This window comes from Novosphingobium sp. MMS21-SN21R (assembly GCF_031846015.1).
GTDB lineage: Bacteria > Pseudomonadota > Alphaproteobacteria > Sphingomonadales > Sphingomonadaceae > Novosphingobium.
This window is the reverse complement of the sequence record NZ_JAVRDU010000001.1, coordinates 506,768-532,838: the sequence shown is the minus strand read 5'-3', so window position 1 is coordinate 532,838 and position 26,071 is coordinate 506,768. Positions and strand designations below refer to the sequence as shown.

Below are 26,071 nucleotides of genomic sequence, written 5' to 3'. Positions count from 1 at the left end.
CGGGAGGGGTTACCGGGCGCACGAAAAAGGGCGGGAGCTTTTCAGCACCCGCCCTTTTTCTTGTTCGGCTATCCGAAGCAATTAAGCTGCTTCTTCCTTGCCCTTGTGGACGCGGACGGGTTCCTTGCGGCCTTCGACGACATCCTTGTCGACCACGACTTCCGCGATGTCGGTTTCGGTCGGCACGTCGAACATCGTGTCGAGCAGCAGGCCTTCGACAATGGAGCGCAAGCCCCGCGCGCCGGTCTTGCGGGCGATGGCCTTCTTGGCGATGGCTTCAAGCGCGTCGTCGGTGAATGTCAGAGCCACGTCTTCCAGCTCGAACAGCTTGGCATACTGCTTGATCAGCGCGTTCTTCGGTTCGCGCAGGATCTTGACCAGAGCCTCGATGTCGAGGTCTTCCAGAGTCGCGATCACCGGCAGGCGGCCGACGAATTCGGGGATCAGGCCGAACTTGAGGAGATCCTCAGGCTCTGCCTTCTGCAGCAGTTCGCCGATCTTGCGCTTGTCGGGATCGGCAACATGCGCGCCGAAACCGATTGAACGCTTCTGCAGGCGGTCCGAGATGATCTTGTCCAGCCCGGCGAACGCACCGCCGCAGATGAACAGGATGTTCGTGGTATCGACCTGCAGGAATTCCTGCTGCGGATGCTTGCGGCCACCCTGCGGCGGGACGGAGGCGGTGGTGCCTTCCATCAGCTTGAGCAGGGCCTGCTGCACGCCTTCGCCCGAAACGTCGCGCGTGATCGAGGGGTTTTCGGCCTTGCGGCTGATCTTGTCGATCTCGTCGATGTAGACGATGCCGGCCTGGGCCTTCTCGACGTTGTAGTCGGACGCCTGGAGCAGCTTGAGGATGATGTTCTCGACGTCCTCACCCACGTAACCGGCTTCGGTCAGCGTGGTCGCATCGGCCATGGTGAAGGGCACATCAAACGTCTTGGCGAGCGTCTGCGCGAGCAAGGTCTTGCCCGAACCGGTCGGGCCGACGAGCAGGATGTTCGACTTCGAGAGTTCAACCTCACCGCCCTTGCCGCTGTGCTTGAGGCGCTTGTAATGATTGTGCACGGCGACCGAGAGCACGCGTTTGGCGCGGTCCTGGCCGATGACGTAGTCGTTCAAGGTCTCGAAGATGTCACGGGGGGTGGGTACGCCGCCGTCCTTCTTCCCGGCAATGCCGGCCTTGGTCTCTTCGCGGATGATGTCGTTGCACAGTTCGACGCATTCATCGCAGATGAACACGGTTGGCCCGGCAATGAGCTTACGCACTTCGTGCTGCGACTTCCCGCAGAAGCTGCAGTACAGGGTGCTCTTGGTATCCGATCCGGAAAGCTTGGTCATTCGTCCATCCCAGGCGCCCCTCCACGAGGGGCCTGTCCGTCTATCCTACTACCGCAAGGGCATTAATCAACCGGACTCGAAAACAGGTAACAAGGCCTTACCCTCACGCGCCTTTCGCCTGGCTTAAAGCGCATGAGGGGAAACCGAACTGAATCTTAGGCAGGCGCGCCGCCCGAACCCTCGCCTTCGCCGATCGAATCGGTGGCAGGGCGCGATTCGAAGACCTTGTCGACAAGGCCGAACGCCTTGGCTTCCTCGGCTTCGAGGAAGGTGTCGCGATCCATCGCCTTTTCGATTTCTTCAAGGCTGCGGCCGGTGAACTTGACGTAAAGATCGTTCATCCGCTTGCGAATGCGCAGGATTTCGCGCGCCTGGATCTCGATGTCCGAGGCCATGCCGCGTGCGCCGCCCGAGGGCTGGTGCACCATGATGCGGGCGTTGGGCAGCGCGATTCGCATGCCCGGTTCACCAGCGGCGAGCAGGAACGAACCCATCGACGCCGCCTGTCCGATGCACACGGTAGACACGCGCGGACGGATGTACTGCATCGTATCGTAGATCGCGAGGCCCGCCGTGACGACACCGCCCGGCGAGTTGATGTACATCGAAATGTCCTTCGAGGGATTTTCCGACTCGAGGAACAGGAGCTGGGCGATGATCACCGAAGCCATGTGGTCCTCGACCTCGCCGGTGACGAAAATGATCCGTTCGCGCAGCAGGCGCGAATAGATGTCAAAGCTGCGTTCCCCGCGGCTCGATTGCTCGACCACGACCGGGATCAACGCACCGGTAACGGGATCGTGGGAAAACTTGCCCTGGGCTCCATAAACACTGGCGCCGGCGGCACCGAACAGGTCGAGCATGGGAATCCTCATGTGGTTAGGCCTGCTATGTCGCGTGCCACGGCGCGATGTTCAAGGGCGTTAACCGCAAATCCGCGTAAACCCGTGGATTGCCTTGAACTCCCACTGCACGAAGGGGCAGGATGAAGCCTGTTTGCGGCCGGTCCAAGTCTTGTGCCGCATATTCCTGACCGCAAACCGGGGGCACCATGCCGATTGCCGCAAGCGCCGCGCTGGCGTCCAGCATTTCGCTGGGACTGAACATTGCCGTGCTGGTGCCGGTCTGCGGATCTCTCCTGTTGCGGGCGCGGTGGTGCGACGAGGCCTATGGATCGCCCAGTTCCGCGCGCGGCATCCTGCTGTCGATCTATCTCGCCATTCTTGCAGCATCCGTTGTGCTGCTGGTGGTGAGGCGGCCAGACGCCGTTGCCGCGCTTCTGGCCGTTCAGATCGCATACAAGGTCACCACCCCGCTCACGGTTGGAACGCTACACAACCCGGTGGTCGCCAGCAATCTTGCCATCGCGGCCGTGCATGGGGTGACAGTCTGGCTGCTGCTGCAGGCCTTTGGCTGATTGCGACCGCGGGCTTGCCCCAACAAGGCGCTTGCCGGACCAGACGGATCTGCGCCACGCTAACAAGCTTGAGGGAGAAAATGCATGTGCCTGTTACGCTCAGCCCTGCTTGCCGCAGCAAGCCTGACCGCCCTGCCCGCACAGGGACAATCGGTGGCGGACTACCTCGCGCGGATTGCGCAAGTGGATGACTCCGGGCCGACGCTCAATGCCGTGCTGGCGGTCAACCCGGATGCGGCCAAGGACGAAGCGGCAGCCAGCAAAGCTGGCGGACCGCTTGCGGGCAAGGCACTGCTGATCAAAGACAATATCGAGATGGCAGGGCCGCTGTCGACGACCGCCGGGAGCCTTGCGCTGAAGGACAGCGTGACCGGGCGCGACGCTCCGCTGGTGGCGCGGTTGCGCAAGGCGGGTGCCGTGATTCTGGGCAAGACCAACCTATCGGAATGGGCGAATATCCGCTCATCTTCGTCCTCCAGCGGGTGGAGCGCCGTGGGCGGGCAGACGAAGAATCCCCATGCGCTCGACCGGACACCATGCGGCTCATCGTCCGGCAGCGGTGCGGCCATCGCGGCAGGGCTGGCCTGGGCGGCAATCGGCACCGAGACCGACGGGTCGATCACCTGCCCGGCTTCGGTCAGCGGGATTGTCGGGTTCAAGCCGACCGTCGGCATGGTCAGCCGGACCCATGTCGTGCCGATAAGCCATAGTCAGGACACCGCCGGGCCGATGACCCGCAGCGTGGCCGATGCGGCGCTGTTGATGAACGCGTTGGCGGGGAGAGATCCTGCCGATTCGGCCACGGCAGAGGCGGACAAGCGCAAGACCGATTTCACGGCCGGGCTGGCCACCGCCAGCCTCAAGGGCGTGCGGCTGGGCGTGATGCGCAAGCAGGCAGGCTCTCACCCGGCATTGCTGGCACTGTTCGACAAGGCTTTGGCGGACCTGAAGGCCGCGGGCGCGGAGCTGGTGGAGATCAGCTTCGAACCTGCGGAGCAGATGGGCCGCGATGAATTTGCCGTGCTGCTTTATGAACTGCGCGAGGACATGGGCACCTATCTGCGATCCTTGCCCGCCAAGGCCGGACCCAAATCACTCGCCGATCTGATCGCGTTCAACAAGGCGCACCCCGAAGAATTGCGCTGGTTCGGGCAGGACGTGTTCGAGCAAGCTGAAGCCACGACAGACAAGGCCGCTTACGAGGCAGCCCGCGCCAATTCGCTCAAGCTGGCAGGCGCGGACGGCATCGACAAGCTGCTGAAAGACAATCGCGTATCGTTCCTGATCGCACCGACCGAGGGACCGGCATGGCCAATCGATCTGGTGCTGGGCGATCACTTCGTCGGCGTAGGCGCAGGCACTCTGGCGGCCATTGCGGGCTATCCGCACCTGACCGTGCCGATGGGCGCTGTCGAGGGCCTGCCGATCGGCCTCTCGTTCATGGGCGCAAAGTGGGACGACGCCCGCACGCTGGCCGCAGGCGCGGCCTATGAACGGGCTCGAACGGCTGCGGTGCCTGTGCCGGGGTTCAAGCGCTGGGGCGAGTAGGCGCTAGCCACCGCGCGAACGGCGGAAACCTGCCGCCTGCGCCTCTTCCTCGGTGCAGAATATCCGCTCTGGCCGGGTGCCGTCGTAATACTTCATGCCAGGCAGGTAATAGATGTTCTCACCCATGCGCTGGCTGATGTTGCCCTTGATCGCGCAACCCAGCGAATCGCGGTAGGTATTGCTGCGTGGCACTTGCGCGGTTCGGCTGGCGGCAGGCTTTCGCACCGCTTCGGGATGGGCCTTGCGCCACACTGCGGGAGCATCGAACGAGCCCCCCCAGATGCCGAGCCTGCGCGCCTGAACCCGCTCGGCCATTGCCGCGTAGTCGGCATCGTCAGCATTCGGCACGGTGGCGAGTCCTGCGGTGATCATGGATTCGGCCAGATCGATGCCGCCTGCTTCGCACCGGGCTATTATCGTTCCCGTGGACGAAGCGACACCTTCGCAAGCGACTTCGAAATTGGCGAGGAGCGTGGCAAGTTGCTCGCGCGCTACTGCGCCGCAGGGCCATGGCGCACCGTCGCGCAAGCACGTCTGCTGCGCTTCGGGCGCATCGATGCCATGCAGCCGCACCTCCTGACCGGTAATGTCGAGCGTGTCGCCACTGACCGCTTTTGCAATGCCGCTGATCGACTGGGCTTGTGTAGGCGCGATGCAGAGTAGCAGCATGCAGAACGACGCGAAGACGAAGCGGGGCATGGGCATGGCTATCTCCGGGCAAGGAATTGGCTGTCGCACCTTCCTTGCCCGGAGATGGTTATCATTGTGTTTCAGGCGCTTGGCCTGCGATTATTTTGCGACTTCACGAAGAGCTTCGAGAGCTTCGAACTGGGATTGCAGGGCGCGGTGGCGGGCGTTGGCGTGGGCGACGCGGGCGCGGTCGGCGGCTTTGCGGCCGAAACGGGCCGAGAGCCAGCGGCCGGTGTCCTTCAGCCAGTGGGCAATGGCATCGCGCAGGGCGTGGCCACGCTGCGGCACAAGCGCGCGCGAGCGCGGGAGGGGGTTGGCCCCGGCCGTGAGTGGAGGCGTGGCCGGGGCGGGGGAAGTGGCTCGTGTCGGCGTGGTTTCAACTGGTTCGGGCTTGAGCGCCAGCGCGCGTTCGAGCAGGTCCTGAGTCATCATCGTGGCAGTATCCTGTGCGAGCGGTTGCGAGGCCGGTGCTGAGGCAACAGCCTTTGCCGCTTCGGCTGGAACCGCAGGTATGCGCGTTTTACGTTGGCCTTGCGCTGAGGGCTTGGCCGCTCTGGCCTTTCGCGCCGCCACGGGAGCGGCTTTTCGCACAGGCGTCTTGCGGCGGGAGGCGGGCTTGCCCGGCACGCGAGGGGTAGCAGCAGGCATGTCGACCGCGCGAATGACTGCGCCGCGCGGTGCCGGAACGATCAGTCCCTGCGGGAAAGCGGGCGGGTTGCCGGTGCGCAGCATGAACGCAGGCTCCGCCTTCGCACAGGGCCGCACAGCAGGCTGGCTCTTGCCTTTGGAACGCGGCTTGGCGGCAACTCGATTGCGGACCGTGTGCATGGCAGTTCCCCTGAGAGGCGGGTTCTTGCCGTTGGATTCTGACACAGGGCGACTCGGGCGCAATCCGGAGATTGCTCGGGAGTGGACGGGTTGACTGAATTCCTAACGAAATAGGAATTCATACTACGAGCCACTACGTAGTTTCAGCCCGGAAACGGCAACGGCCCGGCATGCCGAAGCACGCCGGGCCGTCCGATATCCCGCCCCGTCGGGCAGGATCAATCCGTAATGGATCAGCCCTCGGCCTTCTTCTTGGCTGGGGCCTTCTTCTTGGGAGCCGGCGCTTCTTCAGCTGCAGCTTCAGCAACCGGGGCCTCTTCCGCAGCAGCCTTCTTCTTCGGAGCAGCCTTCTTGGGCTTTTCTTCAGCAGCGGCTTCAGCGGCAGGTGCCTCCTCGGCGGGCGCGGCTTCCGCAGCAGCCTTCTTCTTGGGCGCGGCCTTCTTGGCGGGCTTGGCTTCGGCGGCAGGAGCGCCTTCCTCGGCTTCGATTGCGGCCTGGAGTTCGTCCTTGGTCACTTCGCGTTCCGTGACTTCGGCCTTGTCGAACAGGAAGTCGACAACCTTGTCTTCATAGAGCGGCGCGCGCAGCTGAGCAGCGGCAAGCGGCTCGGAACGCACATAATCGATGAAGCGCTGGCGATCTTCTTCACGGTACTGCTGTGCAGCCTGGCGGACCAGCATTTCCATTTCCTGATTCGAAACCTGCACGCCGTTGGCCTGACCGATTTCCGACAGGAGCAGGCCGAGGCGCACGCGGCGCTCGGCGATCTTGCGGTAATCGTCCTTTTCGGCTTCGATTTCCTTCAGTGCGTCCTCGGGGCTTTCTTCGCCCTGGGCTTCCTGCTGGAGCTGCTGCCAGATCTGTTCGAATTCGGCTTCGACCATGGTTGGCGGCACGGCGAAATCGTGACCGGCTGCGAGCTGATCGAGCAGCGCGCGCTTCATCTGGGTGCGGGTCAGGCCGGCAGTTTCCTGCTCAAGCTGGCCGCGCAGCAACCCGCGCAGTTGTTCGATGCTTTCAAGGCCGAGCATCTTGGCGAATTCGTCGTTGGCTTCGAATTCACCGGCAACCTTCACCGCCTTGACGGTGATGTCGAAGGTGGCTTCCTTGCCCTTGAGGTTTTCAGCCGGGTAATCTTCGGGGAACGTCACAGTGATGACGGTTTCGTCACCGGCCTTCACGCCGACGAGCTGCTCTTCGAAGCCGGGGATGAAGCGGCCCGCGCCGAGTTCCAGCGGGGTGTCTTCAGCCGCACCGCCTTCGAAGGCCACGCCATCGACCTTGCCGAGGAAATCGATGATGATCTGGTCACCGTCCTTGGCCTTGGCGCCCTTCTTGGCGTCGGTGAACGACTTCTGGCCCTGCGCGATGCGGCCAATGGCTTCGTCGACCTGCTCGTCGGTGACCGGAACGGTCAGCTTTTCGAGCTTGAGGCCATCGAGCGAGGGCGCTTCGATCGTGGGCAGAACTTCCAGCTCGACGGTAAGCTTGGCGTCCTTGCCTTCGTCATAGCCTTCACCCATCGACACGGCAGGCTGCATTGCGGGGCGCAGCTTGTGGTCGGCGACGAGCTTGTCCATCGCTTCGCGGATCGAGGTCTGCAGCGCTTCCTGGTGAATCGCAGGGCCGTGCATCTTGCGCACGAGGTTGGCGGGCACCTTGCCGGGGCGGAAGCCGGGCATCTTGATCTGCGGCGCGATCTTCTTGACCTCACCTTCAACCCGGGCGGCAATGTCCGCTGCAGGGATGGTGACGGTATAGGCGCGCTTCAGGCCCTCGTTGCTGGTTTCGACGATCTGCATCCTGATCCAACTTTCATCTATGTCATGCGCGCCCGAAAGGTCCGATTTGCTCGGGCGCGGCAAAAGCTGTTTCGGACGCCGGCGCGCGGACTGGTGCGGGCGAAGGGACTCGAACCCCCACATCTTGCGATGGCAGGACCTAAACCTGCTGCGTCTACCAGTTCCGCCACGCCCGCATCCGGCGAAAAGCGAGCGGTGCCCCTATCGCAGTGGCCGGGAAAGGGCAAGCGCCTTGGATTTGCCGCCTGTGTGTAGCTGCGGAACCGGGGTGCACAGCGGCGAGTTGATCAACCGACGCCCCCTTTGAGGACCGCAACCATGGCCACGACCCCCGATTCCCCCCAGCCCGACCGAATCGAACCGCAGTCCCCGCCGGAAAGCCCGCCGGTGACCCAGCCCGACGAAGTGCCGCCCGCGATCCAGCCCGACGAGACGCCCGAAGTATCGCCCGACTGGGTAGAGCCCGGCAGCCCGCCGGAAATCTTGCCACAAACCGGTGATTGATTCGGGCAGTTAGCCGAACAGCCGCGCGAGAAGCTGAAGCATCCCCAGCTTCTCGCCGCTCCCACGAGGGGGAGGCGAACGGTCATCGCTCGCGCATTCGAGGCAATAAGCCCGCATGCCGCCACCCTCGATCAGCCGCGTGACGTCCGACTGCACCCGCATGAACAGGTCCTGCTGGCGGGCAGAAAGCGCTCCGGCGAGATCCTGTGCGCGCGCCTCGGTGCCCTTTTCGCTTTCCATCTGCTTGAGGAACGCCACGAAAGGGCTGGGCTGCGTCTGGACGAATTCGGCATGCCATTCGGTGGCGCCGGCCTTCTTCGCGGTCCACGCCACTGCAGCATCGAGATTGCCGAATTCGTCGACAAGGCCAAGCTGGCGCGCGGTGCCGCCGTCCCAGATTCGGCCCTGCCCGATCTTGTCGATTTCCGCCGGTGTCTTGCCGCGCGATTTGGCGACATAGCCGATGAAGCGCCCATAGGTCTGCTCGACCTGCCCCTGCAACAGCGCACTGACTTGCGGGTTGAGGCCGCCGAGCAGGTCGGGCTGGCCCGAAAGCGGCGTGGTGCGGACCTGTTCGGTGGTCACGCCATATTCGGGCAATGTCGCCTCGAAGCTGGGCATGACCGCGAAAACGCCGATCGAGCCGGTGATCGTGCTGGGTTCGGCAAAGATGCGCTGGGCGGGCGTGGAGACCCAATAGCCGCCGCTGGCCGCAACACTGCCCATCGAGACGGCAACCGGCAGACCCTTGGCACGGACCCGCTCCACTGCCGCGCGGATGCGTTCCGACGCCATGACCGAGCCGCCCGGCGAATCGACGCGCAGGACGAGGCCGGCGTAATCGTCGCTCTGCGTGACGCTATCGACCAGATCGGAAATGCGGTCGCCGCCTGCCGTGCCGGGGCCAGCATCGCCGTCAACGATTTCGCCAGCGACAGTAACCACCGCGATGGCTTTGCCCGCAGATGGCAGCGACTTGTCAGCCAGATAGGTGCCAAGCTCGGTTGCCTTGAACGCGCCCAGGGGGCCTTCGCTGTCCGCGCCGACGATTTCGGCAACGCGTTTGCCGAAGGCAACGCGGTCGCCCACACGGTCGACCAGCCCGGATTTGACCGCAGCTTGCGCGGCATCGCCACCTGCATCGGCCACCCATTTGACCGGATCGGTAAGCGCAGGCCGCAGATCGGCCTTGGGGCGCGCGCGCTTCACGTCGTCCTGCCAGTTCTGCCAGACCGCGCCGAGCACCGCGTTCAGCGCCTCGCGCGATTCGGGCGAGGATTCGCTGCGGATGAACGGTTCGACGGCGCTTTTGTAGGTGCCGACCTTGAAGACGTGGGCGTTGACCTTGAGCTTGTCGAGCAGGCCCTTGTAGAACAGCATCGTGCCGCCCGGCCCGGTGATGGCAACCCCGCCCATCGGATCGACCCATGCTTCGGACGCGTGGGCGGCAAGCTGCACCGTATCGTCGTTGTAGATCAGCGCGCGGACGAGGACCGGCTTTTTCGCAGCGCGGACCTTGTCAAGCGCAGCGCCGACGCTGGCGACCTGCACGCCCGAGCCGCCGGTGAACTGTTCGAGATCGAGCACGACCGCCTTGATTCGGCTATCGGTGGCGGCCGCTTCAATCGCGCGGACGAGATCGCGCTCCACGTATTCCGGCTGAGGCGCATCGCCTGACATCAGCAGGCTCGCAGGCGAAACCTCGCTCGCCTCTTCGACGATGCCGCCGTCCAGGTTGAGATACAGCGCTCCATCCCGGACCATGCCGGGGCTGGGCCGAGACGACAGCGCGGCATAGAGTGCTGCGAAAAACAGCAGCAGAAACAACAGGACCAAGCCATCCTTGATGGCGACGAGGATCTTCCAGACCGAACGGGCAAAGCTCATGGGCGCGGACTCTATTGTGGACGAGCGGTCTTTGCCAGCGGGAAACCGCTTGAGCCGATCCCGCCTGCCCACTAGGGAACTGGTTTCAATGCAAACCCCGAACTCCTCGCAGGCAGGCCGCTACCCAGCGGGCGGTCTTGCCTACCCGCACCGTGACCTGACCGGCATCGGCCAGCTTGCCCGGCATGAGATCCTCTATCTGCTCGACGAGGCGGAGCAGTGGGTGGAACTGAACCGTCAGCCGAAGAAGAAGACCGATCTTCTGGGGGGCCTGACGATCATCAACGCCTTCTTCGAAAACTCCACCCGCACGCTGCTGTCTTTCGAGATCGCGGGCAAGCGGCTGGGCGCGGACGTCGTCAACATGCACGCCGCCACCAGCAGCGTGAAGAAGGGCGAGACGCTGATCGACACGGCGATGACACTCAACGCCATGCGCGCCGATGCCATCGTCATCCGCCACGCGAGTTCAGGCGCGGTGCGGCTGATCGCGGAGAAGGTCGATTGCCCGGTACTGAACGCGGGCGATGGTCAGCACGAGCATCCCACGCAGGCGCTGCTCGATGCGCTGACCATGCGCCATGCGCTGGGCCTGCCAGTGGGTTCAGACCTCAATGGCCTGAAAGTCACCATCTGCGGGGACATCCTGCACAGCCGCGTGGCCCGGTCGAACATCCTGTGCCTGACCGCGCTTGGTGCCGATGTGCGCGTCTGCGCGCCGCCCGCGCTGATGCCCGATGCGGTCGAGGCGATGGGCGTGACTCCGGTCCATGATTTCGACGCGGCGCTCAAGGGCGCGAACGTGGTGATGATGCTGCGGCTCCAGCAGGAGCGCATGTCCGGGCAGTTCATCCCATCCCCGCGCGAATACCGGCACCTCTATGGCCTCACGCCCGAGCGGCTGGCACGCGCGGAACCAGACGCCTTCGTCATGCATCCCGGCCCGATGAACCGGGGAATCGAGATCGATTCGACGGTGGCCGATCATCCCACCCGCAGCCTGATCACCCGTCAGGTGGAAATGGGTGTGGCGATCCGCATGGCCTGCCTGGAAGTGCTGACGCGCCGGACGCGCGGCGTGCCGGGGTGGGAAGTTGAAGGAGTTCCGACATGATCGCGCGGCCTCTCACGATTACCGGCGGGCGTCTGGTCCTGGCTTCGGGCGAACCGCAGGCAGGCGCAGTGCGCTGCGAAGGCGGGCGGATCGTCGCGCTGGGCAATTTGACCCCGCACGATGGCGACGCGGTGTTCGACGCGAAAGGCGCGCTGGTCGCTCCGGGGCTGGTGGATCTTGGCGTATTCGCCATCGACAAGCCTGCGTTCCACTTTGGCGGAATCACCCGCGCAGGCCTGATGCCCGACCAGGGCCCGCCGCTCGACCATCCGGCGCGCGTGCGCTTCGCGGCGCAATCGGGCAAGCCGGACTTGTGGGTCCATCCGCTCGCCGCCGCCACACGCGGACTTGAGGGCAGCGAACTCGCCGAACTGGCGCTGATGCGCGATGCCGGGGCCAAGGCGGTAGCCACCGGGCGCGGCTGGGTCGGTGATTCGGGCGTGATGCTGCGGCTGCTGCGCTATTGCGCGATGCTCGGGCTGGTCGTGGTGACCCATGCCGAAGACGCGGCGATCACCGGGAGCGCAGTGGCGACAGCTGGCGAAGTGGCGACCCGGCTGGGCCTGCCCTCCGCGCCTGCCGAAGCCGAGGCGCTGGCCGTGGCGCGCGACATAGCGCTGGCCGAACTTTCCGGCGCGCATGTCCATTTCCGGCAGGTGACGACCGCGCGCGCGCTGGGTCTGGTGCGCGAGGCAAAGGCGCGCGGCATTCGCGTGACGGCGGGCGTGACGCCTGCGCACTTCATCCTGTCCGATCTCGAACTGGTCGGCTTCCGCACGTTCTGCCGCCTCTCGCCGCCGCTGCGCAGCGACGATGACCGCAAGGCGGTTGTTGCCGCGATTGGCGACGGGACGATCGACGTCATCTCGTCCGGCCACGATCCTCGGGGGCCGGAGGACAAGCGCCTGCCTTTCGCCGATGCCGAGCCGGGCATGGCCGGGGCAGAAACGCTGCTGCCGCTGACACTGACGCTGGTGCGCGACGGGGTGATCCCCATTGCGCGCGCGTTCGAACTGCTCAGCGCCAATCCGGCGCAATTGCTGGGCGTGAATGCGGGCAGACTGCACGTGGGTGCCGAAGCCGACATCGCCATCGTCGATCCCGCGCGCCCGTGGGTGGTCAATTCCGACAAGATGGCAGCAGCGGCGGGCAACACACCGTTTGATCGCAGGCCGGTTGAAGGCCGCGTGGCCGCACTGTTCAAGGGCGGCACCAAAGTCGATTGAAACCGAAAGGGCGCAGGAGACCTTTCGGTCCTCCGCGCCCTTCCGTCCGGGAATGATACTCCGGTTTAGCGGCGAGCCATGCGCGTTTCCACGGCGCGCTGACCGGGAGCCACATCAGCCGTGCCGCGCAGGACGAGGCAAGCGCCGCCGCGGGCCTTGACCGAGCCACAGAGCGAGCTGGCGGCGGCATATCCGGCAAAGCCCGCAGCCTGAACGCGCCAGAACTGGCGGCCGTTCACCGTAACTTGCGTGGTGACATTGCGATAGCCAGCGAGCGCCGGGTTGCGCGTGGCAAAGTGCCGCCAAGCGCGGCGCGCACCTTCAGCGCTGCCAAACGAACCCAGCTGGACAAGGTGTGTGCCCTTGGCCGTGGTGACGGCGGCAATCGGCTTGCGCGCGGGCGCCGCGGCGCGCGGAGACTGGACGATCCGGGGCGCGACGACGCGCTGGACGCGCAGAGCCGGCTGCGGTTCGGGGGCGAGCTGGGCAACCGGCTGCACCGGCGTGGAAGGCGGCAGGTCGATCATCGCAAGCTGCTCTGGCTTGCTCTGCGACGAGGCATCGGCCAGCGCGGGCTGCGGTGCAGCCGACGTGTCGGCAGCCGGAAGTTCCGCAACTGCTGCCTGCGCAAGCGGTTCTGCGCGGGCCGCTGCCTCTGCAGCCAACTGCTCGGTCGCCGGGAAATTGGCCAGTGCGAGCGCAGTCGGCTGCCCAGCGTCCCCGCGCAGCGGCACCGCGAGCAGGTTGGCAACGCGTTCGCGGGTGAGTTCGGGCTGGCCCATCATCGCCCACTGTTCCATCCGCTCACCCAGCTGATCGGCGGGCAAGTCCTGCGCCGCCATCATGCGCGATTCGCGCCATTGCCCGGACAGGGCATAGGCAAGCGCGAGGTTCTGGCGCACCTTGACGGTGTTCTCGCCGCCGCGCAGCGTGTCGGACAGAACGGCAACGCCCTGGCGTGCCTGACCAGCCAGCGCGAGCGCGAGACCGTAGTCGGCAGGTGCGATCGTATCGCGGTAGGAGTTGAGCGTATCGACGGCTTCGGCGTAGCGGCCCAGCGCAACGTCTGCCAGCGCGAGGCTGAGCGCGGTGCGGTTGCTGTCCTCACCCAGTTCCATCGCCTCGTCATAGGCTTGGCGCGCGGATTCGAAGCGTCCGGCCTTGAGATAGACGTTGCCGAGCAGCACACGGTACGCTGCATTGCGCGGATCGGCGAGCACAGCCTGTTCGGCATTGTCGACCGCCGCCTTGGTGCTGCCCTTGGCCAGTGCCGTCTGGGCGGAGGCCGCGAACTTGTCGGGGTGGGCGCCGCCTGCAGCGCAACCGGTGAGCACGCCTGCAGCAAGCGCGGTCGAAATCACCAGACGCGCCGCGCGGGAGGGGACGAAAGCAGAGAGAAGGCTGGTCATGGTCCGGGTATTCCTTCAGTCAATCAGTTGCGTGTCGCGCGCCGGGCAAGATCTTCGATCCCGGGTTGATCGGCGAGAAAACGGTCAAGCGCTTCCACCAGCACGGCCTGTGCGCTGCGCTGTTCGAGCATGCAGGCAAGGCGCAGGCGCAAGTGGCGATATTGGTCGAGCCGCAGGGTGAAAGCGGCCTTGCGCCCTTCGCTGAGCGCCGAACGCACCACCTTGCCGCCCTTGGTCCGGGGCGCAGGTGCTGCTGCCGGCGGCATGTCCGCGACGGCTGCGACAAGCGCTTCGATCTGCTGGACGATCGCGGGGGCTTCAGCGAATATCGGGGCGGGCACGGGCGCATCTTCGCCCATGTCGTTCCAGCCGAGATCGTCAGGTTCGACCGCAGGAGCAGCCTCGCCCATGCTGACCAGCACGCGGCGCTGCTCTTCCATGGTCATGGCAAGCTGCGGACGCATCGCGGGACGGGCGGCACCCTTGCGGGCAAGCAGTCCCGAAGAAAGCGAGGCGAGAGGTTTGGCGGCGCTCATAAGGCCTCCTCTGCTCAAGAACCGGCTACGCGGCGGCCGAAGCCACCCATCGGTCGGGCCGCGCCGCCTGCCATGGGCATGGCTGCAGCGGGCTGAGGCACGGAAAAGACGGTGCGGCGGAAGTTCTTTTCGAGTCGCTCGGAAATATAGGTCCACAGCGCGGTCACTTCAGCGGCGGACTTGCCGCCCGGATCGCATTCCATGACCGTGCGGCCATCAATCATCGAGGCGGCAAAATCGGTGCGCTGGTGCAGCGTGACGGGCGCGACAGTGCCGTGCTGCGACAGCGCGACTGCGGCTTCCGAGGTGATTCGCGCCTTGGGGGTGGCAGCGTTGACGACGAAGATCAGCGGCTTTCCGGCGCGGTCGCACAGATCGACCGTGGCACCGACGGCGCGCAGATCATGCGGACTGGGGCGGGTGGGGACGACAATCAGTTCGGCAACCGAGATCACCGACTGAATGGCCATGGTGATCGCAGGCGGGGTATCGATCACGGCCAGCTTGAAGCCCTGCTGGCGCAGAATCGCCAGATCACTGGCGAGGCGGGCCACGGTGGTCTGGGCAAATGCCGGGAATTCGGCCTCGCGCTCATTCCACCAATCTGACAGCGAACCTTGCGGATCGATATCGATCAGAACGACCGGGCCTGCGCCCGCCCGCTGGGCCTGGACGGCGAGATGACCGGACAAGGTCGTCTTCCCCGAACCACCCTTTTGCGATGCCAATGCCAGTACGCGCAAAACCAATTCCCCCGAAAGTCGTAAACTTCACAGACAGGATTCGCAGATTGGGTTGAAATTTTGGTTAAGATGCACAGGCTGCAGCATTCAGGATTGCCCGCAGGTCTTGAATTTGCCTGCTTCGGACCATCGGGAATGTGCGCTAAGACTTCGCTAACGCCTCGTTGACTATATAGTGCGGCGGTAAAGACCGGCGTCATGTCCGGCGATTCAGGGTCAGCAATTCACCGGATCACCCTGCCCCCTTCGCAGCGGGGCAAGACGAACATGGACGGACTTTGATACAATGGTTCAACGCAAGCATACCGCCACACGACGGTCGGGATTGGCGCTGGCACCGGCTCTGCTGATGCTGACAGCCGCTCCGGCACTGGCAGACGTCAAGGCCGGCGTGGACGCATGGTCGCGCGGGGAGTTCGCGGGCGCGGTCAAGGAATGGCTTGGCCCTGCGGCAAAGGGCGATGCCGATGCGCAGTTCAACATGGGTCAGGCGTTCAAGCTGGGCAAAGGCGTGCCGCAGGATACCAAGCGCGCCGAGGCTTGGTATCGCAAGGCGGCAAGCCAGGGTCATATCAAGGCCGCCGACACGCTAGGCCTGCTGATGTTTCAGGACGGGCGCAAGGCCGACGCCCTGCCCTTCCTGCAGGCTTCGGCAGAGCGTGGGGAGCCGCGCGCGCAATACATTCTGGGCATTGCCCATTTCAACGGCGATATCGTCGGCAAGGACTGGGTCCGCGCCTATGCACTGATGAGCCGCGCCGCCTCGGCAGGCCTTGAACAGGCGACGCGAAGCCTTGCAACGATGGACGGCATTGTCCCGCTGGAGCAACGCCAGCTTGCCATGTCGCTCAGTGCGGATCTGGAGCAGAAGGCGCAGGAAAACCGTTCGCGGCAATTCGCAGCGGCGGATCTCGGCGTGGCAGCAGCACCGACCGCGCCTTTGCGCACCGTCATTCCCGGCGGCGCGCTGGAACGTGCCGACATCCCGCCTTCGGTCCCTTCGTCCAGCGGACCGGTCACAGCCGGGGCCGACTTCGCCAATCCAGTGACGATGCCCGGGCCGAAACACATCTCGGTGGCGAAGAGCTTGCCTGCCAAGCCTGTTGCTGCGGCGATCAAGCCTGTTGCCCCTACCCCGAAGCCGGCTGCGCCAAAGCCTGCGGCACCAACGCCTGCCGCAAAGGGCAACTGGCGCGTGCAGCTCGGTGCGTTCGGGGTGAAGGCCAATGCCGATGGCCTCTGGACCAAACTGCGCGGCCGCGCCGAACTTGCCGGCCATGGACGCATCGATCTGGCTTCCGGCAGCGTGACGCGTCTGCTGGCGGGCGGATTTGGCGGACAGGCGGAAGCCGACAAGGCCTGCGCGGCGCTCAGGTCTGGCGGGTTCACCTGCCTGGTGGTAAAGCCCTGATGGCTTGGACACCGACTTTCCCCGCAGCCGCATAGAGGCGATAGATTTCCTGCGCGGCGTGGCCGTGCTGGGGATTCTTGCGATCAACATAACCGGATTCTGGGGACCGTCGCTGGCGACGTTCTCCCCGTCGATCCCGCGCATGGACCCGGGCGGTGCGGTGTGGTTCGGCTTTGCCTTCGTGGTGTTCGAAGGCAAGATGCGCGCGCTGTTCAGCCTGCTGTTCGGGGCGAGCATGGTGCTGTTTGCCGAGGCCGCCGAGCGCCAGGGCGCCGACCCCGACCTCAGCCAGATCCGGCGGCTGCTGTGGTTGGCACTGTTCGGCTATCTCCATTTCGCGCTGCTGTGGTGGGGTGACATCCTGTTCACTTATGCGCTGTGCGGGCTTGGCGCGCTGGCGCTCAGGCGGCTCTCGCCATGGCGGCTGGTGGGCATCGCCGTGCCGTTCTACGTGCTTTCACACGGGATCGAGGCGCTGCTCGCCCTGCCCGGCATCTTCACCGAACAAGCTGTGCTGGCAGGAATCGCTGGCCCCGCCGACGTCGCGGAGCAGGCAGACATGATGGTCCGTATCGGCGAATCCGTCGCGGCGGACATGGCCATTCTGCAGGCCGGGTTCATCGAGGCGATCCGGCTGAAGCTGGGCAGCGCTGCGTTGCAGCCGCTCACCGTGACGCTGGCGTCATTCACCGAGACGATCCCCCTCATGCTCATCGGCATGGCGATGGTGCGTGGCGGATTCTTCACCGACTGGCCACGGCCACGGCTGGCGGCAGTAGCGACAGTCGGCATCGCGTCGGGGGGCGCGGCATCGCTGCTGGCGGTGCAATGGCTCGCCGCGCATGACTGGCCGCCGCGCGCGATGTTTCTGGCAATCGAGGACGGCATGGCGCTCCCGCACCTGCTGATGGCGCTGGGTTATGCCGCCGTGCTGGTGCTGGTCTTCCCGCATGTGCGCGATGGTCTGATCGGGCGCGCGCTCATGGCGGCGGGGCGCTGCGCCTTCACCAATTACCTCGGCACGACTGTGCTGATGTCCGCGATCTTCTGCGGTTGGGGACTTGGGCTGGGCCCGGAACTTCCGCGCGCGTGGCTGCCCGCATTCGTGGTTCTGGGATGGGCAGCGATGCTGATCTGGCCAGGATGGTGGCTTGTCCGGTTCCGACAGGGACCGCTTGAGGGGCTGTGGCGCAGGCTGGCTCTTCCGCGGCGTTAACCATGCCTGTAAAGTGTTCGAAGCTCGGGCGTCCCTGCGCGGGACGCGGTTTTATGGGGACTCGCAAGGCACGGCATTAACGCCTATTTCCTACCATGAAAGGAACGGCGTGATCATGGGCAAGCAGCAGAACCTCTGGAGCAAGCGCTGGGTGCGCATGCCGCTGGGCTTCATCGCAACCTCGCTCGCCTCGCTCCTCGCGTTCCACGCCGGGCAGGATATTGCCGAGGTCGCGTTCGGTAACGGCACGGCAGAAGCCGCCCCCATGGTGATCGCAGCGCCCAAGCCTACCGCCCCTGCCCTTGCCCTCGCCCCTTCCCTCGCCGCCAAGCCCGCCGATGGCCCGTTCGTGGTCAAGTCGATCCTGCCCATCAATGAACCCATCAAGTTCGGCAAGTTCTACTGGGACGAGACCCGCGCCCCTGCCAATGGCCCGCTGGTGGTAACCGTGGACCTGACCGCGCGAGTCATCAGCGTGTTCCGCGACGGGCACGAGATCGGCGCTGCGGCAATCCTCAAGGGCTATGGCGAAAAGCCGACCCCGACCGGCGTGTTCCCGATCACCGAAAAGGACGCGGATCACGTCTCGAACATCTATGACGCGCCGATGCCGCACATGTTGCGCCTGACCAACGACGGCGTATCGATCCACGGCAGCAAGGTCGAGGCAGGCTACGCCACCAACGGCTGCGTCGGCGTGCCGGACGAGTTCGCCAGTAACCTGTTCAAGCTCGCCAAGCTGGGCGACAAGGTGATCATCACCGACGGCAAGAAGATGACCATCGGCGATCCGATCCTGTCCGGCGAACACGCAAGCTGATCACAACACCTCATACCCGTCACCCAGTGCGGCCTTGAGCTTCTCCAGCGCCTGTGCCTTCAACTGGTGGATGCGCGGGATGCTGACGCCAAGGACTTCGGCGATTTCGGCAAGGTTCAGTTCCTCGACGAAATAGAGCTGGATGACCATCTGCAGACGCTCGGGCAGATCGGCGATGGCGGCTGTTACGGCGCTGCGCATTTCGGCATCGGCGAGCATGGCGAAGCTGTCGGGGCGATCGTCGGCGAAGGCCGAATTGCTGTCGGAATAGGCATCGTCGATGTGCTCGAAGCGCAGCGGCTCGTCCGCCGAGCGCTGGTCGGCCAGTTCGCGCTCGGTCAGACCCATCGCAGCGGCGAGTTCCGCCTCGCTGGGAGGACGGCCAAGCTCTGTGGAAAGCAGCGCGGTCTTTTCCCGCAAGGCCCGCCTGCGTTCTGTGGCCGAGCGCGACAGCGGGGTCGAGCGCCGGACGAGATCGACCATCGCGCCGCGCACGCGCAGCTTGGCGTAGGCGGCGAAGCCGTCCTCGGTCGGCCCGGAGTGGCGCTGCGAACATTCGGTCAGCGCGACAAGGCCCGCCTGGATCAGGTCCTCCATCTCCATCCCGGCCCGGCCCGAGCCGTGCACGTGCCACGCCAGACGTTTCACCATCGGCAGGAAGCGGCGGATGCGGTCGGCAGCCTCGTCCTTCTTGTAGGCCTGTGCGGCGGCAAAGCCGCGTGGATCGTGTTTCATGCGGCAAGTCCCTCAAGGGTGGACATCGGCTGGACCGGCTGTGGTTGCTCTTCGCCGCCGATGACCGAGATGACCTCGATCGGCTGCGACGGCGGAAGTTCGGAGATCGACAGCACCAGGCACTGCGGCGCGCGCAGGCGCAGCAGGCTGGCGAGCGGACGGCGGGCACGCGGCTGGACAATCAGCGCGATGGGCGGCGCGCCGGGGCCGCGCTCGGAAATGATCGCGGTGATGCGCTCGCCAATGCCGCGCGCCAGATCGGGCTCGATCACCGGCTGCCCGGTCGCGGGATCGTGCATCCCCGATACGATCATCTGCTCCAGCCCCGCTTCGAGCGTGACCACGGGCAGGCGATCGTTCGGTCCGCAGATGCGCCCCACGACCATCTCTCCCAGCGCCGCGCGCAGGAGATCGACCAGCCTGTCGTGATCGGTGGTCTGCTGGAGCGCCTGACTCAGCGCCGACAGGATCGGCAGCGGGTGGGCGATGGATATGCCGTCGTCGAGCAGGCCATGGAACAGGCGGGTGAGCGCGCCCAGCGACATCGGCTGCGGGTGGATCGTCTCGACCAGCCCTGCGGAACGCTCCTTGACGCCATCGAGGATCGCCTTGACCTCGTCCGGGCCGAGCAGAGCCGACGGGCGGTCACCCAATGCTTGATTGAGATGCGTGGCGATGACCGTGCTGGCATCCACCGTGAGGAAACCCTCGGCAATGGCAAGATCGCGCTGAGCAGCGTCGATCCAGATCGCGGGGCAACCGAAGCTGGGGTCGGTGGTCCTCTCGCCGCGGAGGCCATGATCGGGATTGGCCTCGCCCGCATCGATGGCGAGCACCTTTTCCGGGCGCATGTCGCCAAGGCCCACGGGCACCCCGCCGAGCAGGATGCGGTAGGAGTTGGGGCCAAGTTCGAGCGAATCGCGCACGCGGAACTGCGGCACGATGAAGCCGAACGTCTGGCTGAGCTGCTTGCGCACCCCGGTGATCCGCGCGACCAGCGGCGAACCGCGACGTTCATCGACCAGATGGATCAGGCCGTAGCCCATCTCGACGGTGACCAGCGTATGATCGCTGACCTCGTCGAGCGTTATCCGGCCCGGATCGACGGCGGGTGCTTCTTCGACCACGACCGGCACCGGGCGGGCGGCGCGCTGCTTGAGCGACCACCACAACCAGCCTGCAAGTCCGGCGGCAGGCAGGAATATGAACTGCGGCATCGCCGGGATCATGCCGACCGCGCCCATGACGATGGCGACGGGCAGCCAGATGGCAGGATTTGCGAACTGGCCGCTGATCTGGCCCGTGAGGTCGCGGCTGTCGGACACGCGGGTAACGATCACGGCGGCAGCGATGGACAGCAGCAGCGACGGCACTTGCGCCACCAGCGCATCGCCCACCGCGAGCGTCACGTAAAACTGCGCGGACTGCGCGGCGGTGAGTCCGTGGCTGATCATGCCGAGGCAGAAACCGGCGATGATGTTGACGCCAAGGATCAGCAACGCGGCAACCGCATCGCCCTTCACGAACTTGGACGAACCATCCATCGAACCGTAGAAATCGGCTTCGGTGGCAACTTCGCGGCGGCGGGCCTTGGCTTCGTCGCCGGTCATCAGCCCGGCGGCAAGATCGGCGTCGATCGCCATCTGCTTGCCCGGCAAGGCATCCAGGGTGAAGCGCGCCGAGACTTCGGACACGCGGCCCGCGCCTTTGGTGACGACGACCATGTTGATGATCATCAGGATCATGAACACGAACAGGCCGACCGCGAAATTGCCGCCGATCAGGAATTCGCCGAACGCTTCGATCACGTGGCCCGCCGCTGCGCCGCCTTCGTGGCCGTTGACGAGAACGATGCGAGTGGACGCCACGTTCAGCGCAAGCCGCAGCAGCGTTGCGAACAGCAGAACGGAAGGGAACGATGAGAAATCGAGCGGCTTTTCCGCGTTCATCGCCGCCATCAGGATTGCGATCGACAGCGCGATGTTAAGGACGAAGAACACGTCGAGCATGATCGTCGGGATCGGCACGACCATCAGCACGATGAGCGTGAGGATACCGGCCGGAAGGACGAAGGCGGCAGGTGAGCCGAAGCGCTTGAACATGGGTTAGAGGCCCAGCGCCGAGAGGCGGCCATAGGCCTGGCGGACATGCGCCGGGGCCGAGCCGCCATCGTTGAGCGAGAAGGTCTGGCGCAAGGTGTCGGCCATCGATGCGGCAGCGACCGGCACGGGATTGCCGGTGCCTGCCGCTGCGCTCTGGAATTCGCGCGCAATCGGGCCGCCTGTGAATTGCGCCTGCGCCGTGGCAGGCGTCACGCCCATCGATGCTGCCCATTGCAGGGCTTCCTCGCCCGTGCCGCCATCGGCAGCGCCCGCCATGCGCGTGCGGATCAGCGCCATGACTTCACCGACCGAGCGCGCCGCACCCCCTGCGCCGTAGAATGTCGAGCGGTTGGATGCAGCGGCGGCGGGGAGGATCGAAGCTGCGCTCTGCGATGGATCGTTGCTAAGCGCGGTGAGGAACTTGCCCGCGCCGTCCGCGCCAAAGAAATGCGCGAGATAAAGTTCCCCATGGTCCGGCTGGCGACCCAGCACGCCGGAAAGATAAGCGCTGTTGTCGTTGGCGAGTTCGCCCGCCATCAGCGCAGCAACTTGCGGATCGAAGCGCATGGCCAGCAGTTGCGCTCGGGCCGCAGGATCTCGGACCGAGCCGCCCTCGATCATGTCGCTTGCCCAGCCGAGGCCGTGGTCGGCGCCATGCTTGTCGAGCGTGCGCAGCCAGGTGTCGCCGGTGAACTGGTAGAGGCCGCTCGCGCTCGACGTGCGGGCGCGGGCGCTGGGATCGAGGCTGGATTCAAGCCTGGCCTGAGCCATGAGGTAGCCGAAATCGACGCCGGTTGCCTGTGCCGCTCCGGCAATTGCGCCACGCACGGTTGCCCCGGAACCGCCAGAAGCAGCTGGGGCATTCGGAAACCCTGAAAGGTCGTATGAACTCACGCTTCACCCCTTCCGGCCGCACGGGGGCGGCATCACGGAAGGGGTTCAGCAAACCTCGTGCCAAACGGGTCAGGCTGTTCGCAGACGGTGGGCCTGCGGGCCTGCGCGGTAGAGCGGCGTGGTGCCGGTCAGCGCATCGAGGCGCGAGGATACATTGGCGGCAATAAGGTTACGGACGCGGCGGTTCGCCTCGTTCAACCGGCGTGCGGCATCGAGCAGGCCGCGGCATTCCTCGTCGATATTGTCGTTGCCAGCTTCCGCCAGCGTGCCGCACAGCACCGACTTGTTGGCGGCGCAGCCCATGATCAGATCGAGATCCAGCCCGGCAAGCGCGTGCCGTTCCTCCTGCAGCACGGCAAGCATCTGCCGAAGCGTTTCGCGCATGGGTGCGGCAGAATCGGCAGGGTGTCCGGCTTCGGGGCGAGCAGCGTTCTGGATCGTCATCAGGAGGCAGTCCTCAGCAGCATTCCGGCAGCAATCATGGCATCGGCGATACGCGCCGGAACCAGCGGATAATTGCCCTTCTCGATGGCCTGGCGGATATCCTTCACCCGTTCGACATCGACGGGCGGTGTGCTTCCCGCATCGAGCGCGGCAGAGCGCTGCACCTGGGTGGCAGTACCGGCATCGACGGGCGCAGACGTCTGCGTATCGACCGTTGCAGGTGCCGACTTGGCGGTGGTGGCAGTCTTGACCTGCACCGGCCCAACCGGGCGCGGTGCTCCGATATCAATTGGCGACATGGTGACGCTCCTAGCGTTTCATGCATCCAAGAACGGCGGTCTGAAGGGGTCTTTAAGGGGCAATACGGAAAATTTTTGCCGGATGGCGCAACGGACCGGCAAGAGGGATCAATCCACCGGCACGATCACCAGGCCGGGGCGCGCGATGCGGGCACGGATCGGCGTGGCCTTGACACTGGTACGAACGCGTATCCACGCGCCCACAGGCCCTGCTTCCATTGCTTCGCCCGATTGCGAAACGGAAAAGCCCTCGCCCTCGACCGAAATGGTCAGCGCCTCGCCCCGAGCAACCGCAGGGGGCAAGGCCGAGGCTGCATCCTGCCGCCCATTGCCGGAAACGGCAACGAACAGCCGCCAGCCGCCCGGATCAGGGCATTGCACCAGCACATTGTCCTGCCGCGTGCCGTACCATGTCGTCACCAGCGCGCCGAAGCATGGCGCCAGCCGCATCCGCCGGTCGACCGGCAGCGCTGCACCGCCGGGCTGGCCAATTCCTGCGCCGGTAAACGCAGCAACCGCGCGGTCCACGCTGGCAAGATCGTAGAAGCCGCCGGACTGCGCAATGGCGGCTGATGCCGTGGTGCCTGCGAGAAGCAGGGCGAAGATCGAGGCGGATTTCATGGCGTGGGTTCCCAAGACAAATCTGAGCGCTTGGGAGCCGTGTCTCGCAATCATTGTGCCAAAGGCGGCCAAGCAGACTGCGTTTCGCTGGCATAGACGAGCGAAACGCTCGCACCCGACCGCGCGCCCGGCTCGACCAGAATGCGCGCGGCGCTGGCGCGGGGGCCGCCCGCTTTGGCAAGCTGGTTCGCCTGCGCCATGGCCGCTGCGCGCCCGCCGCTGGCATAGCGGACTACGACTTGCACTTCGAGCCGCGGATCTGCGCCAACACTACCCAGCCACTGCGAAAGCAGCGGTGCCTCAGGGCTGGCGCTCCATACCGCGACCGGTTCGCTGTCGATGGCGGCAGCAATGGGAGGGGGCGCAGGTTGCGGGGCCGGTCTTTTATCGCTGGCCTGCGCAAGCGCCGAGGCGGTGACGAGAAACAGGATCAGAGACAAGTCGGCCAGCGCATATTGCCAGCCCGTCCCGGCGCGCACGATCATGCGTGGTGCCTCTCGCGCGGGACGGCCTGCGGGCGCAATGGCTGTACACGCGGCGGCATTTCGGCTTCGAGTTGTACGGTGAGCCAGTCGATCACCTCGGCCCGCGCCAATTCTTCAGCCTGAGCGTGGCGCTCAATCAGCCGCGCGAGCGGGGCCAGCAGCAAGTTGGCGAGCAACAGCCCGTAGAGTGTGGTCACCACCGCCATCGAAATCGCACCATTGAGCGCGCCTGCATCGAGGCCATTGGCCGGAAGGCTGCTGAGCGAAACGAGCGTGCCGACCATCCCGAACACCGGTCCCAGCTCTGCGGCCTGCGCCAGCGTGCGCACGGCGGAATTGCCCTCTGCCATGCGCTGGCGGCGATAGGTGTTGTGGCGTTCGATCAAGGGGTCGAGCGAGCGCGAGCGGATCATAAGGTCGGTGGCTTCGTCGAACGCGCGGTCGCCGGTAGACTTGGGGTTCACGCGGAGCACGCCCTCGCGGCGGATCGCGGAGACTTGTCCGGCCAGATCGGCCTTGGCCAGTTCAGCGGTGAACTGTGGCCGAAAAAGCCCTGCCAGCGCCCGCGCGGTGAACGCCAGCTCACGCGGCCCGGCGCGCAGCACCGTGGCAAGCGCGGTTCCGCCCACCACGATGGTGGCGGACAGGCCGTCGATAAGGGGGCTGAATTGCATGAGCCTCGGGTCTCCTCGCACCCTAGAACGGCTGAAGGCGGCAAGAATTCAGCCCCTTGCCTGCAATTTGCCGCCTTCCGGCAATGGCTTGCCGTCTGGGGCGATTTGTCGGCGCCGGATGCCCGCGTTTGCGGAACTGGCACGGGCCTTGCTGAAACACGGACCGTGAACCCTTTGCCGGAAATTCCTCTGGCAGGACCAAGGCGCGATACGATGGCTGAATCCCTCTTCGGCATTCACGGAACGGCACTGGAGCTGCGCTCGCAGCGCATGGGCCTGCTGACCTCCAACATCGCAAATGCGGCGACGCCCGGCTACAAAGCCAAGGACATCGACTTTGCCGCCGCACTGAAAGCCCGAACAAACGGCGCCAGCGACGATCAGGCAATCTCCTCGGCCACCCGCTACCGCGTGCCGGTGATGCCCAGCCTCGATGGCAACACCGTCGAAATGGCGACCGAGCAGACCGCCTTTGCCGAAAACGCGGTGGGCTATTCGGCCACGCTCAACTTCCTGCGCGGCCGGGTCGAGACGATCACCCGCGCGATCAAGGGCGAGTAAGCCATGGCGCAGAACACCCCCCTCAACTTGTTCCAGGTCACGGGCCGGGCCATGTCCGCCCAGCTCGTCCGCATGAACACAGCAGCGTCCAACCTCGCCAACGCAGGCACGGTCACGACTACCGAAGCCGAGGCCTATCGCCCCTTGCGCGCGGTCTTCACCGAACAGCTCGATCAGGCGAACGGTCTGTCCACAGTGCGCGTCGCCGCCGTCCAGCGTTCGGACGCCACGCCCATTCGCCAGCACGATCCCGGCCACCCGCTGGCCGACGAAAACGGCGATGTCTGGACGGCCCCGGTCGATGAAAACGCCGAGATGGTCGAAATGCTCGAAAGCTCGCGCCAGTACCAGAACGTGGTCGAGGCGATGCAAACCGCAAAGCAGCTCATGCTCGAAACGATGAGGATGAAATAATGTCAGTCGCTTCCGTAACTTCTACCACCGGCGTCAATGGTGCCACCACTTCCTCCAAGGCCGGACAGGGTTGGGGCGCATTGGGCGCCGAGGATTTCGTCAAGCTGCTGACCACGCAGCTGAACAATCAGGACCCGACCGATCCGGTCGACAACTCGCAGATGCTGGCCCAGCTCGCGCAGTTTTCTTCACTGTCGACGCAAAACGACATGAAGGAATCGCTCGGCGCGATTTCGGCGCAGGGCGACACGCTCGCGCAGATCTCGGCCAAGCTCGACACGCTCAACACCACGGTCGCCAAGCTGACCACGGGCAGTGCTGCCACTACCGCCTGACCCCCCGCCTACCCCCCA

At 65.3% G+C, this 26,071-nt stretch carries 28 protein-coding genes and 1 tRNA gene; 11 read left to right on the top strand and 18 right to left on the bottom strand.

What is annotated here, in order from left to right; all coding sequences use genetic code 11:
* Positions 1 to 81 precede the first annotated feature (81 nt).
* Positions 82 to 1,338 carry an ATP-dependent Clp protease ATP-binding subunit ClpX gene (gene clpX / locus RM192_RS02640; protein ID WP_311506028.1) on the bottom strand — a complete coding sequence of 419 codons (1,257 nt, stop codon included), beginning with the start codon at positions 1,336 to 1,338 and terminating at the stop codon, positions 82 to 84.
* A gap of 155 nt (positions 1,339 to 1,493) precedes the next feature.
* A complete protein-coding gene (gene clpP / locus RM192_RS02635) occupies positions 1,494 to 2,201 on the bottom strand; it encodes an ATP-dependent Clp endopeptidase proteolytic subunit ClpP (protein WP_311508554.1) in 708 nt (235 codons plus the stop codon).
* 188 nt (positions 2,202 to 2,389) lie between these two features.
* Between clpP and RM192_RS02630 the strand changes: the two genes are divergently transcribed.
* The gene (locus RM192_RS02630; protein WP_311506027.1) at positions 2,390 to 2,755 is read left to right on the top strand and encodes a hypothetical protein; all 366 of its coding nucleotides are present in this window, start codon (positions 2,390 to 2,392) and stop codon (positions 2,753 to 2,755) included.
* A gap of 84 nt (positions 2,756 to 2,839) precedes the next feature.
* Positions 2,840 to 4,303 carry an amidase gene (locus RM192_RS02625; protein WP_311506026.1) on the top strand — a complete coding sequence of 488 codons (1,464 nt, stop codon included), beginning with the start codon at positions 2,840 to 2,842 and terminating at the stop codon, positions 4,301 to 4,303.
* 3 nt (positions 4,304 to 4,306) lie between these two features.
* On the opposite strand, the gene RM192_RS02620 is transcribed toward RM192_RS02625, so the two are convergent.
* The 4 genes from RM192_RS02620 to RM192_RS02605 form a co-directional block, all read right to left on the bottom strand.
* Entirely contained in the window at positions 4,307 to 5,008 is a 702-nt protein-coding gene (locus RM192_RS02620; protein ID WP_311506024.1) for a thermonuclease family protein, read from the bottom strand.
* Positions 5,009 to 5,092: 84 nt separating this feature from the next.
* Entirely contained in the window at positions 5,093 to 5,821 is a 729-nt protein-coding gene (locus RM192_RS02615) for a hypothetical protein (protein WP_311506022.1), read from the bottom strand.
* Positions 5,822 to 6,054: 233 nt separating this feature from the next.
* Entirely contained in the window at positions 6,055 to 7,623 is a 1,569-nt protein-coding gene (gene tig / locus RM192_RS02610; protein WP_311506021.1) for a trigger factor, read from the bottom strand.
* Between the two features lie 91 nt (positions 7,624 to 7,714).
* Positions 7,715 to 7,799: transfer RNA gene (locus tag RM192_RS02605), tRNA-Leu, on the bottom strand.
* 142 nt (positions 7,800 to 7,941) lie between these two features.
* On the opposite strand from RM192_RS02605, the gene RM192_RS02600 reads away from it, so the two are divergent.
* Positions 7,942 to 8,127, top strand: coding sequence for a hypothetical protein (locus tag RM192_RS02600; RefSeq protein WP_311506020.1), 186 nt, complete (start codon positions 7,942 to 7,944; stop codon positions 8,125 to 8,127).
* 9 nt (positions 8,128 to 8,136) lie between these two features.
* Here the strand turns inward: RM192_RS02600 and sppA are convergent, their stop codons facing one another.
* Entirely contained in the window at positions 8,137 to 10,014 is a 1,878-nt protein-coding gene (gene sppA / locus RM192_RS02595; RefSeq protein WP_311506019.1) for a signal peptide peptidase SppA, read from the bottom strand.
* Between the two features lie 88 nt (positions 10,015 to 10,102).
* On the opposite strand from sppA, the gene RM192_RS02590 reads away from it, so the two are divergent.
* Positions 10,103 to 11,128, top strand: a complete 1,026-nt coding sequence (locus RM192_RS02590; protein WP_311506018.1) for an aspartate carbamoyltransferase catalytic subunit — start codon at positions 10,103 to 10,105, stop codon at positions 11,126 to 11,128.
* Entirely contained in the window at positions 11,125 to 12,354 is a 1,230-nt protein-coding gene (locus RM192_RS02585; RefSeq protein WP_311506017.1) for a dihydroorotase, read from the top strand. Before RM192_RS02590 ends, RM192_RS02585 begins: the two co-directional genes overlap by 4 nt.
* A 65-nt stretch (positions 12,355 to 12,419) precedes the next feature.
* Here the strand turns inward: RM192_RS02585 and RM192_RS02580 are convergent, their stop codons facing one another.
* Genes RM192_RS02580 through RM192_RS02570 form a run of 3 tightly spaced genes read right to left on the bottom strand, consistent with a single transcriptional unit; the run spans position 12,420 to position 15,042 of the window.
* Complete coding sequence (locus RM192_RS02580; RefSeq protein WP_311506016.1) at positions 12,420 to 13,763, bottom strand: SPOR domain-containing protein; 1,344 nt, start codon at positions 13,761 to 13,763, stop codon at positions 12,420 to 12,422.
* 23 nt (positions 13,764 to 13,786) lie between these two features.
* Complete coding sequence (locus tag RM192_RS02575) at positions 13,787 to 14,299, bottom strand: hypothetical protein (RefSeq protein ID WP_311506015.1); 513 nt, start codon at positions 14,297 to 14,299, stop codon at positions 13,787 to 13,789.
* A 14-nt stretch (positions 14,300 to 14,313) separates the two neighbouring features.
* Complete coding sequence (locus tag RM192_RS02570) at positions 14,314 to 15,042, bottom strand: ParA family protein (protein WP_311506014.1); 729 nt, start codon at positions 15,040 to 15,042, stop codon at positions 14,314 to 14,316.
* 286 nt (positions 15,043 to 15,328) lie between these two features.
* On the opposite strand from RM192_RS02570, the gene RM192_RS02565 reads away from it, so the two are divergent.
* The 3 genes from RM192_RS02565 (at position 15,329) to RM192_RS02555 (ending at position 18,489) form a co-directional block, all read left to right on the top strand.
* A complete protein-coding gene (locus RM192_RS02565) occupies positions 15,329 to 16,453 on the top strand; it encodes an SPOR domain-containing protein (RefSeq protein WP_311506013.1) in 1,125 nt (374 codons plus the stop codon).
* A 4-nt stretch (positions 16,454 to 16,457) separates the two neighbouring features.
* Entirely contained in the window at positions 16,458 to 17,669 is a 1,212-nt protein-coding gene (locus RM192_RS02560; RefSeq protein ID WP_311506012.1) for a DUF418 domain-containing protein, read from the top strand.
* Between the two features lie 115 nt (positions 17,670 to 17,784).
* On the top strand, positions 17,785 to 18,489 hold the full coding sequence (locus RM192_RS02555; protein ID WP_311506011.1) for a L,D-transpeptidase family protein: 705 nt from the start codon (positions 17,785 to 17,787) through the stop codon (positions 18,487 to 18,489).
* On the opposite strand, the gene RM192_RS02550 is transcribed toward RM192_RS02555, so the two are convergent.
* The 8 genes from RM192_RS02550 to RM192_RS02515 form a co-directional block, all read right to left on the bottom strand.
* Positions 18,490 to 19,224, bottom strand: coding sequence for a sigma-70 family RNA polymerase sigma factor (locus tag RM192_RS02550; protein ID WP_311506009.1), 735 nt, complete (start codon positions 19,222 to 19,224; stop codon positions 18,490 to 18,492).
* Positions 19,221 to 21,326 carry a flagellar biosynthesis protein FlhA gene (locus tag RM192_RS02545; RefSeq protein WP_311506007.1) on the bottom strand — a complete coding sequence of 702 codons (2,106 nt, stop codon included), beginning with the start codon at positions 21,324 to 21,326 and terminating at the stop codon, positions 19,221 to 19,223. Before RM192_RS02545 ends, RM192_RS02550 begins: the two co-directional genes overlap by 4 nt.
* A 3-nt stretch (positions 21,327 to 21,329) precedes the next feature.
* Positions 21,330 to 22,220 carry a lytic transglycosylase domain-containing protein gene (locus tag RM192_RS02540; protein WP_311506006.1) on the bottom strand — a complete coding sequence of 297 codons (891 nt, stop codon included), beginning with the start codon at positions 22,218 to 22,220 and terminating at the stop codon, positions 21,330 to 21,332.
* Between the two features lie 69 nt (positions 22,221 to 22,289).
* Positions 22,290 to 22,664, bottom strand: coding sequence for a flagellar protein FlgN (locus RM192_RS02535; protein ID WP_311506005.1), 375 nt, complete (start codon positions 22,662 to 22,664; stop codon positions 22,290 to 22,292).
* Positions 22,664 to 22,963: a flagellar biosynthesis anti-sigma factor FlgM gene (gene flgM / locus RM192_RS02530; protein WP_311506004.1), complete on the bottom strand. Its 300-nt coding sequence runs from the start codon at positions 22,961 to 22,963 to the stop codon at positions 22,664 to 22,666. The genes RM192_RS02535 and flgM overlap by 1 nt, the downstream gene beginning before the upstream one ends.
* Before the next feature lie 108 nt (positions 22,964 to 23,071).
* On the bottom strand, positions 23,072 to 23,599 hold the full coding sequence (locus RM192_RS02525) for a flagella basal body P-ring formation protein FlgA (RefSeq protein ID WP_311506003.1): 528 nt from the start codon (positions 23,597 to 23,599) through the stop codon (positions 23,072 to 23,074).
* Between the two features lie 35 nt (positions 23,600 to 23,634).
* Positions 23,635 to 24,069 (bottom strand): hypothetical protein, encoded by a 435-nt coding sequence (locus RM192_RS02520; RefSeq protein WP_311506002.1) that lies wholly within the window; start codon positions 24,067 to 24,069, stop codon positions 23,635 to 23,637.
* Positions 24,066 to 24,743 carry a MotA/TolQ/ExbB proton channel family protein gene (locus tag RM192_RS02515; RefSeq protein ID WP_311506000.1) on the bottom strand — a complete coding sequence of 226 codons (678 nt, stop codon included), beginning with the start codon at positions 24,741 to 24,743 and terminating at the stop codon, positions 24,066 to 24,068. The genes RM192_RS02520 and RM192_RS02515 overlap by 4 nt, the downstream gene beginning before the upstream one ends.
* 213 nt (positions 24,744 to 24,956) lie before the next feature.
* Here RM192_RS02515 and flgB point away from each other — a divergent pair, with 213 nt between their 5' ends.
* From flgB to RM192_RS02500, 3 genes are read left to right on the top strand one after another with little or no spacing between them, the layout of a single operon-like run.
* Positions 24,957 to 25,304, top strand: coding sequence for a flagellar basal body rod protein FlgB (gene flgB / locus RM192_RS02510; RefSeq protein WP_311505999.1), 348 nt, complete (start codon positions 24,957 to 24,959; stop codon positions 25,302 to 25,304).
* 3 nt (positions 25,305 to 25,307) lie between these two features.
* Positions 25,308 to 25,718 (top strand): flagellar basal body rod protein FlgC, encoded by a 411-nt coding sequence (flgC, locus tag RM192_RS02505; protein ID WP_311505998.1) that lies wholly within the window; start codon positions 25,308 to 25,310, stop codon positions 25,716 to 25,718.
* The gene (locus RM192_RS02500; protein ID WP_311505997.1) at positions 25,718 to 26,053 is read left to right on the top strand and encodes a flagellar hook capping FlgD N-terminal domain-containing protein; all 336 of its coding nucleotides are present in this window, start codon (positions 25,718 to 25,720) and stop codon (positions 26,051 to 26,053) included. The genes flgC and RM192_RS02500 overlap by 1 nt, the downstream gene beginning before the upstream one ends.
* Positions 26,054 to 26,071 lie beyond the last annotated feature (18 nt).

Excerpts from the sequence above, each read along its gene's own strand:
- flgM (WP_311506004.1), bottom strand. The coding sequence starts at position 22,963 with ATGTCGCCAATTGATATCGGAGCACCGCGCCCGGTTGGGCCGGTGCAG.
- RM192_RS02550 (WP_311506009.1), bottom strand. The coding sequence starts at position 19,224 with ATGAAACACGATCCACGCGGCTTTGCCGCCGCACAGGCCTACAAGAAG.
- clpP (WP_311508554.1), bottom strand. The coding sequence starts at position 2,201 with ATGCTCGACCTGTTCGGTGCCGCCGGCGCCAGTGTTTATGGAGCCCAG.
- RM192_RS02585 (WP_311506017.1), top strand. The coding sequence starts at position 11,125 with ATGATCGCGCGGCCTCTCACGATTACCGGCGGGCGTCTGGTCCTGGCT.
- RM192_RS02615 (WP_311506022.1), bottom strand. The coding sequence starts at position 5,821 with ATGCACACGGTCCGCAATCGAGTTGCCGCCAAGCCGCGTTCCAAAGGC.
- RM192_RS02515 (WP_311506000.1), bottom strand. The coding sequence starts at position 24,743 with ATGCAATTCAGCCCCCTTATCGACGGCCTGTCCGCCACCATCGTGGTG.
- tig (WP_311506021.1), bottom strand. The coding sequence starts at position 7,623 with ATGCAGATCGTCGAAACCAGCAACGAGGGCCTGAAGCGCGCCTATACC.
- RM192_RS02630 (WP_311506027.1), top strand. The coding sequence starts at position 2,390 with ATGCCGATTGCCGCAAGCGCCGCGCTGGCGTCCAGCATTTCGCTGGGA.
- RM192_RS02535 (WP_311506005.1), bottom strand. The coding sequence starts at position 22,664 with ATGACGATCCAGAACGCTGCTCGCCCCGAAGCCGGACACCCTGCCGAT.
- RM192_RS02575 (WP_311506015.1), bottom strand. The coding sequence starts at position 14,299 with ATGAGCGCCGCCAAACCTCTCGCCTCGCTTTCTTCGGGACTGCTTGCC.
- sppA (WP_311506019.1), bottom strand. The coding sequence starts at position 10,014 with ATGAGCTTTGCCCGTTCGGTCTGGAAGATCCTCGTCGCCATCAAGGAT.
- clpX (WP_311506028.1), bottom strand. The coding sequence starts at position 1,338 with ATGACCAAGCTTTCCGGATCGGATACCAAGAGCACCCTGTACTGCAGC.
- flgC (WP_311505998.1), top strand. The coding sequence starts at position 25,308 with ATGGCGCAGAACACCCCCCTCAACTTGTTCCAGGTCACGGGCCGGGCC.
- RM192_RS02555 (WP_311506011.1), top strand. The coding sequence starts at position 17,785 with ATGGGCAAGCAGCAGAACCTCTGGAGCAAGCGCTGGGTGCGCATGCCG.
- RM192_RS02565 (WP_311506013.1), top strand. The coding sequence starts at position 15,329 with ATGGTTCAACGCAAGCATACCGCCACACGACGGTCGGGATTGGCGCTG.
- RM192_RS02620 (WP_311506024.1), bottom strand. The coding sequence starts at position 5,008 with ATGCCCATGCCCCGCTTCGTCTTCGCGTCGTTCTGCATGCTGCTACTC.
- RM192_RS02580 (WP_311506016.1), bottom strand. The coding sequence starts at position 13,763 with ATGACCAGCCTTCTCTCTGCTTTCGTCCCCTCCCGCGCGGCGCGTCTG.
- RM192_RS02590 (WP_311506018.1), top strand. The coding sequence starts at position 10,103 with ATGCAAACCCCGAACTCCTCGCAGGCAGGCCGCTACCCAGCGGGCGGT.
- RM192_RS02545 (WP_311506007.1), bottom strand. The coding sequence starts at position 21,326 with ATGTTCAAGCGCTTCGGCTCACCTGCCGCCTTCGTCCTTCCGGCCGGT.
- RM192_RS02625 (WP_311506026.1), top strand. The coding sequence starts at position 2,840 with ATGTGCCTGTTACGCTCAGCCCTGCTTGCCGCAGCAAGCCTGACCGCC.
- RM192_RS02500 (WP_311505997.1), top strand. The coding sequence starts at position 25,718 with ATGTCAGTCGCTTCCGTAACTTCTACCACCGGCGTCAATGGTGCCACC.
- RM192_RS02520 (WP_311506002.1), bottom strand. The coding sequence starts at position 24,069 with ATGATCGTGCGCGCCGGGACGGGCTGGCAATATGCGCTGGCCGACTTG.
- flgB (WP_311505999.1), top strand. The coding sequence starts at position 24,957 with ATGGCTGAATCCCTCTTCGGCATTCACGGAACGGCACTGGAGCTGCGC.
- RM192_RS02600 (WP_311506020.1), top strand. The coding sequence starts at position 7,942 with ATGGCCACGACCCCCGATTCCCCCCAGCCCGACCGAATCGAACCGCAG.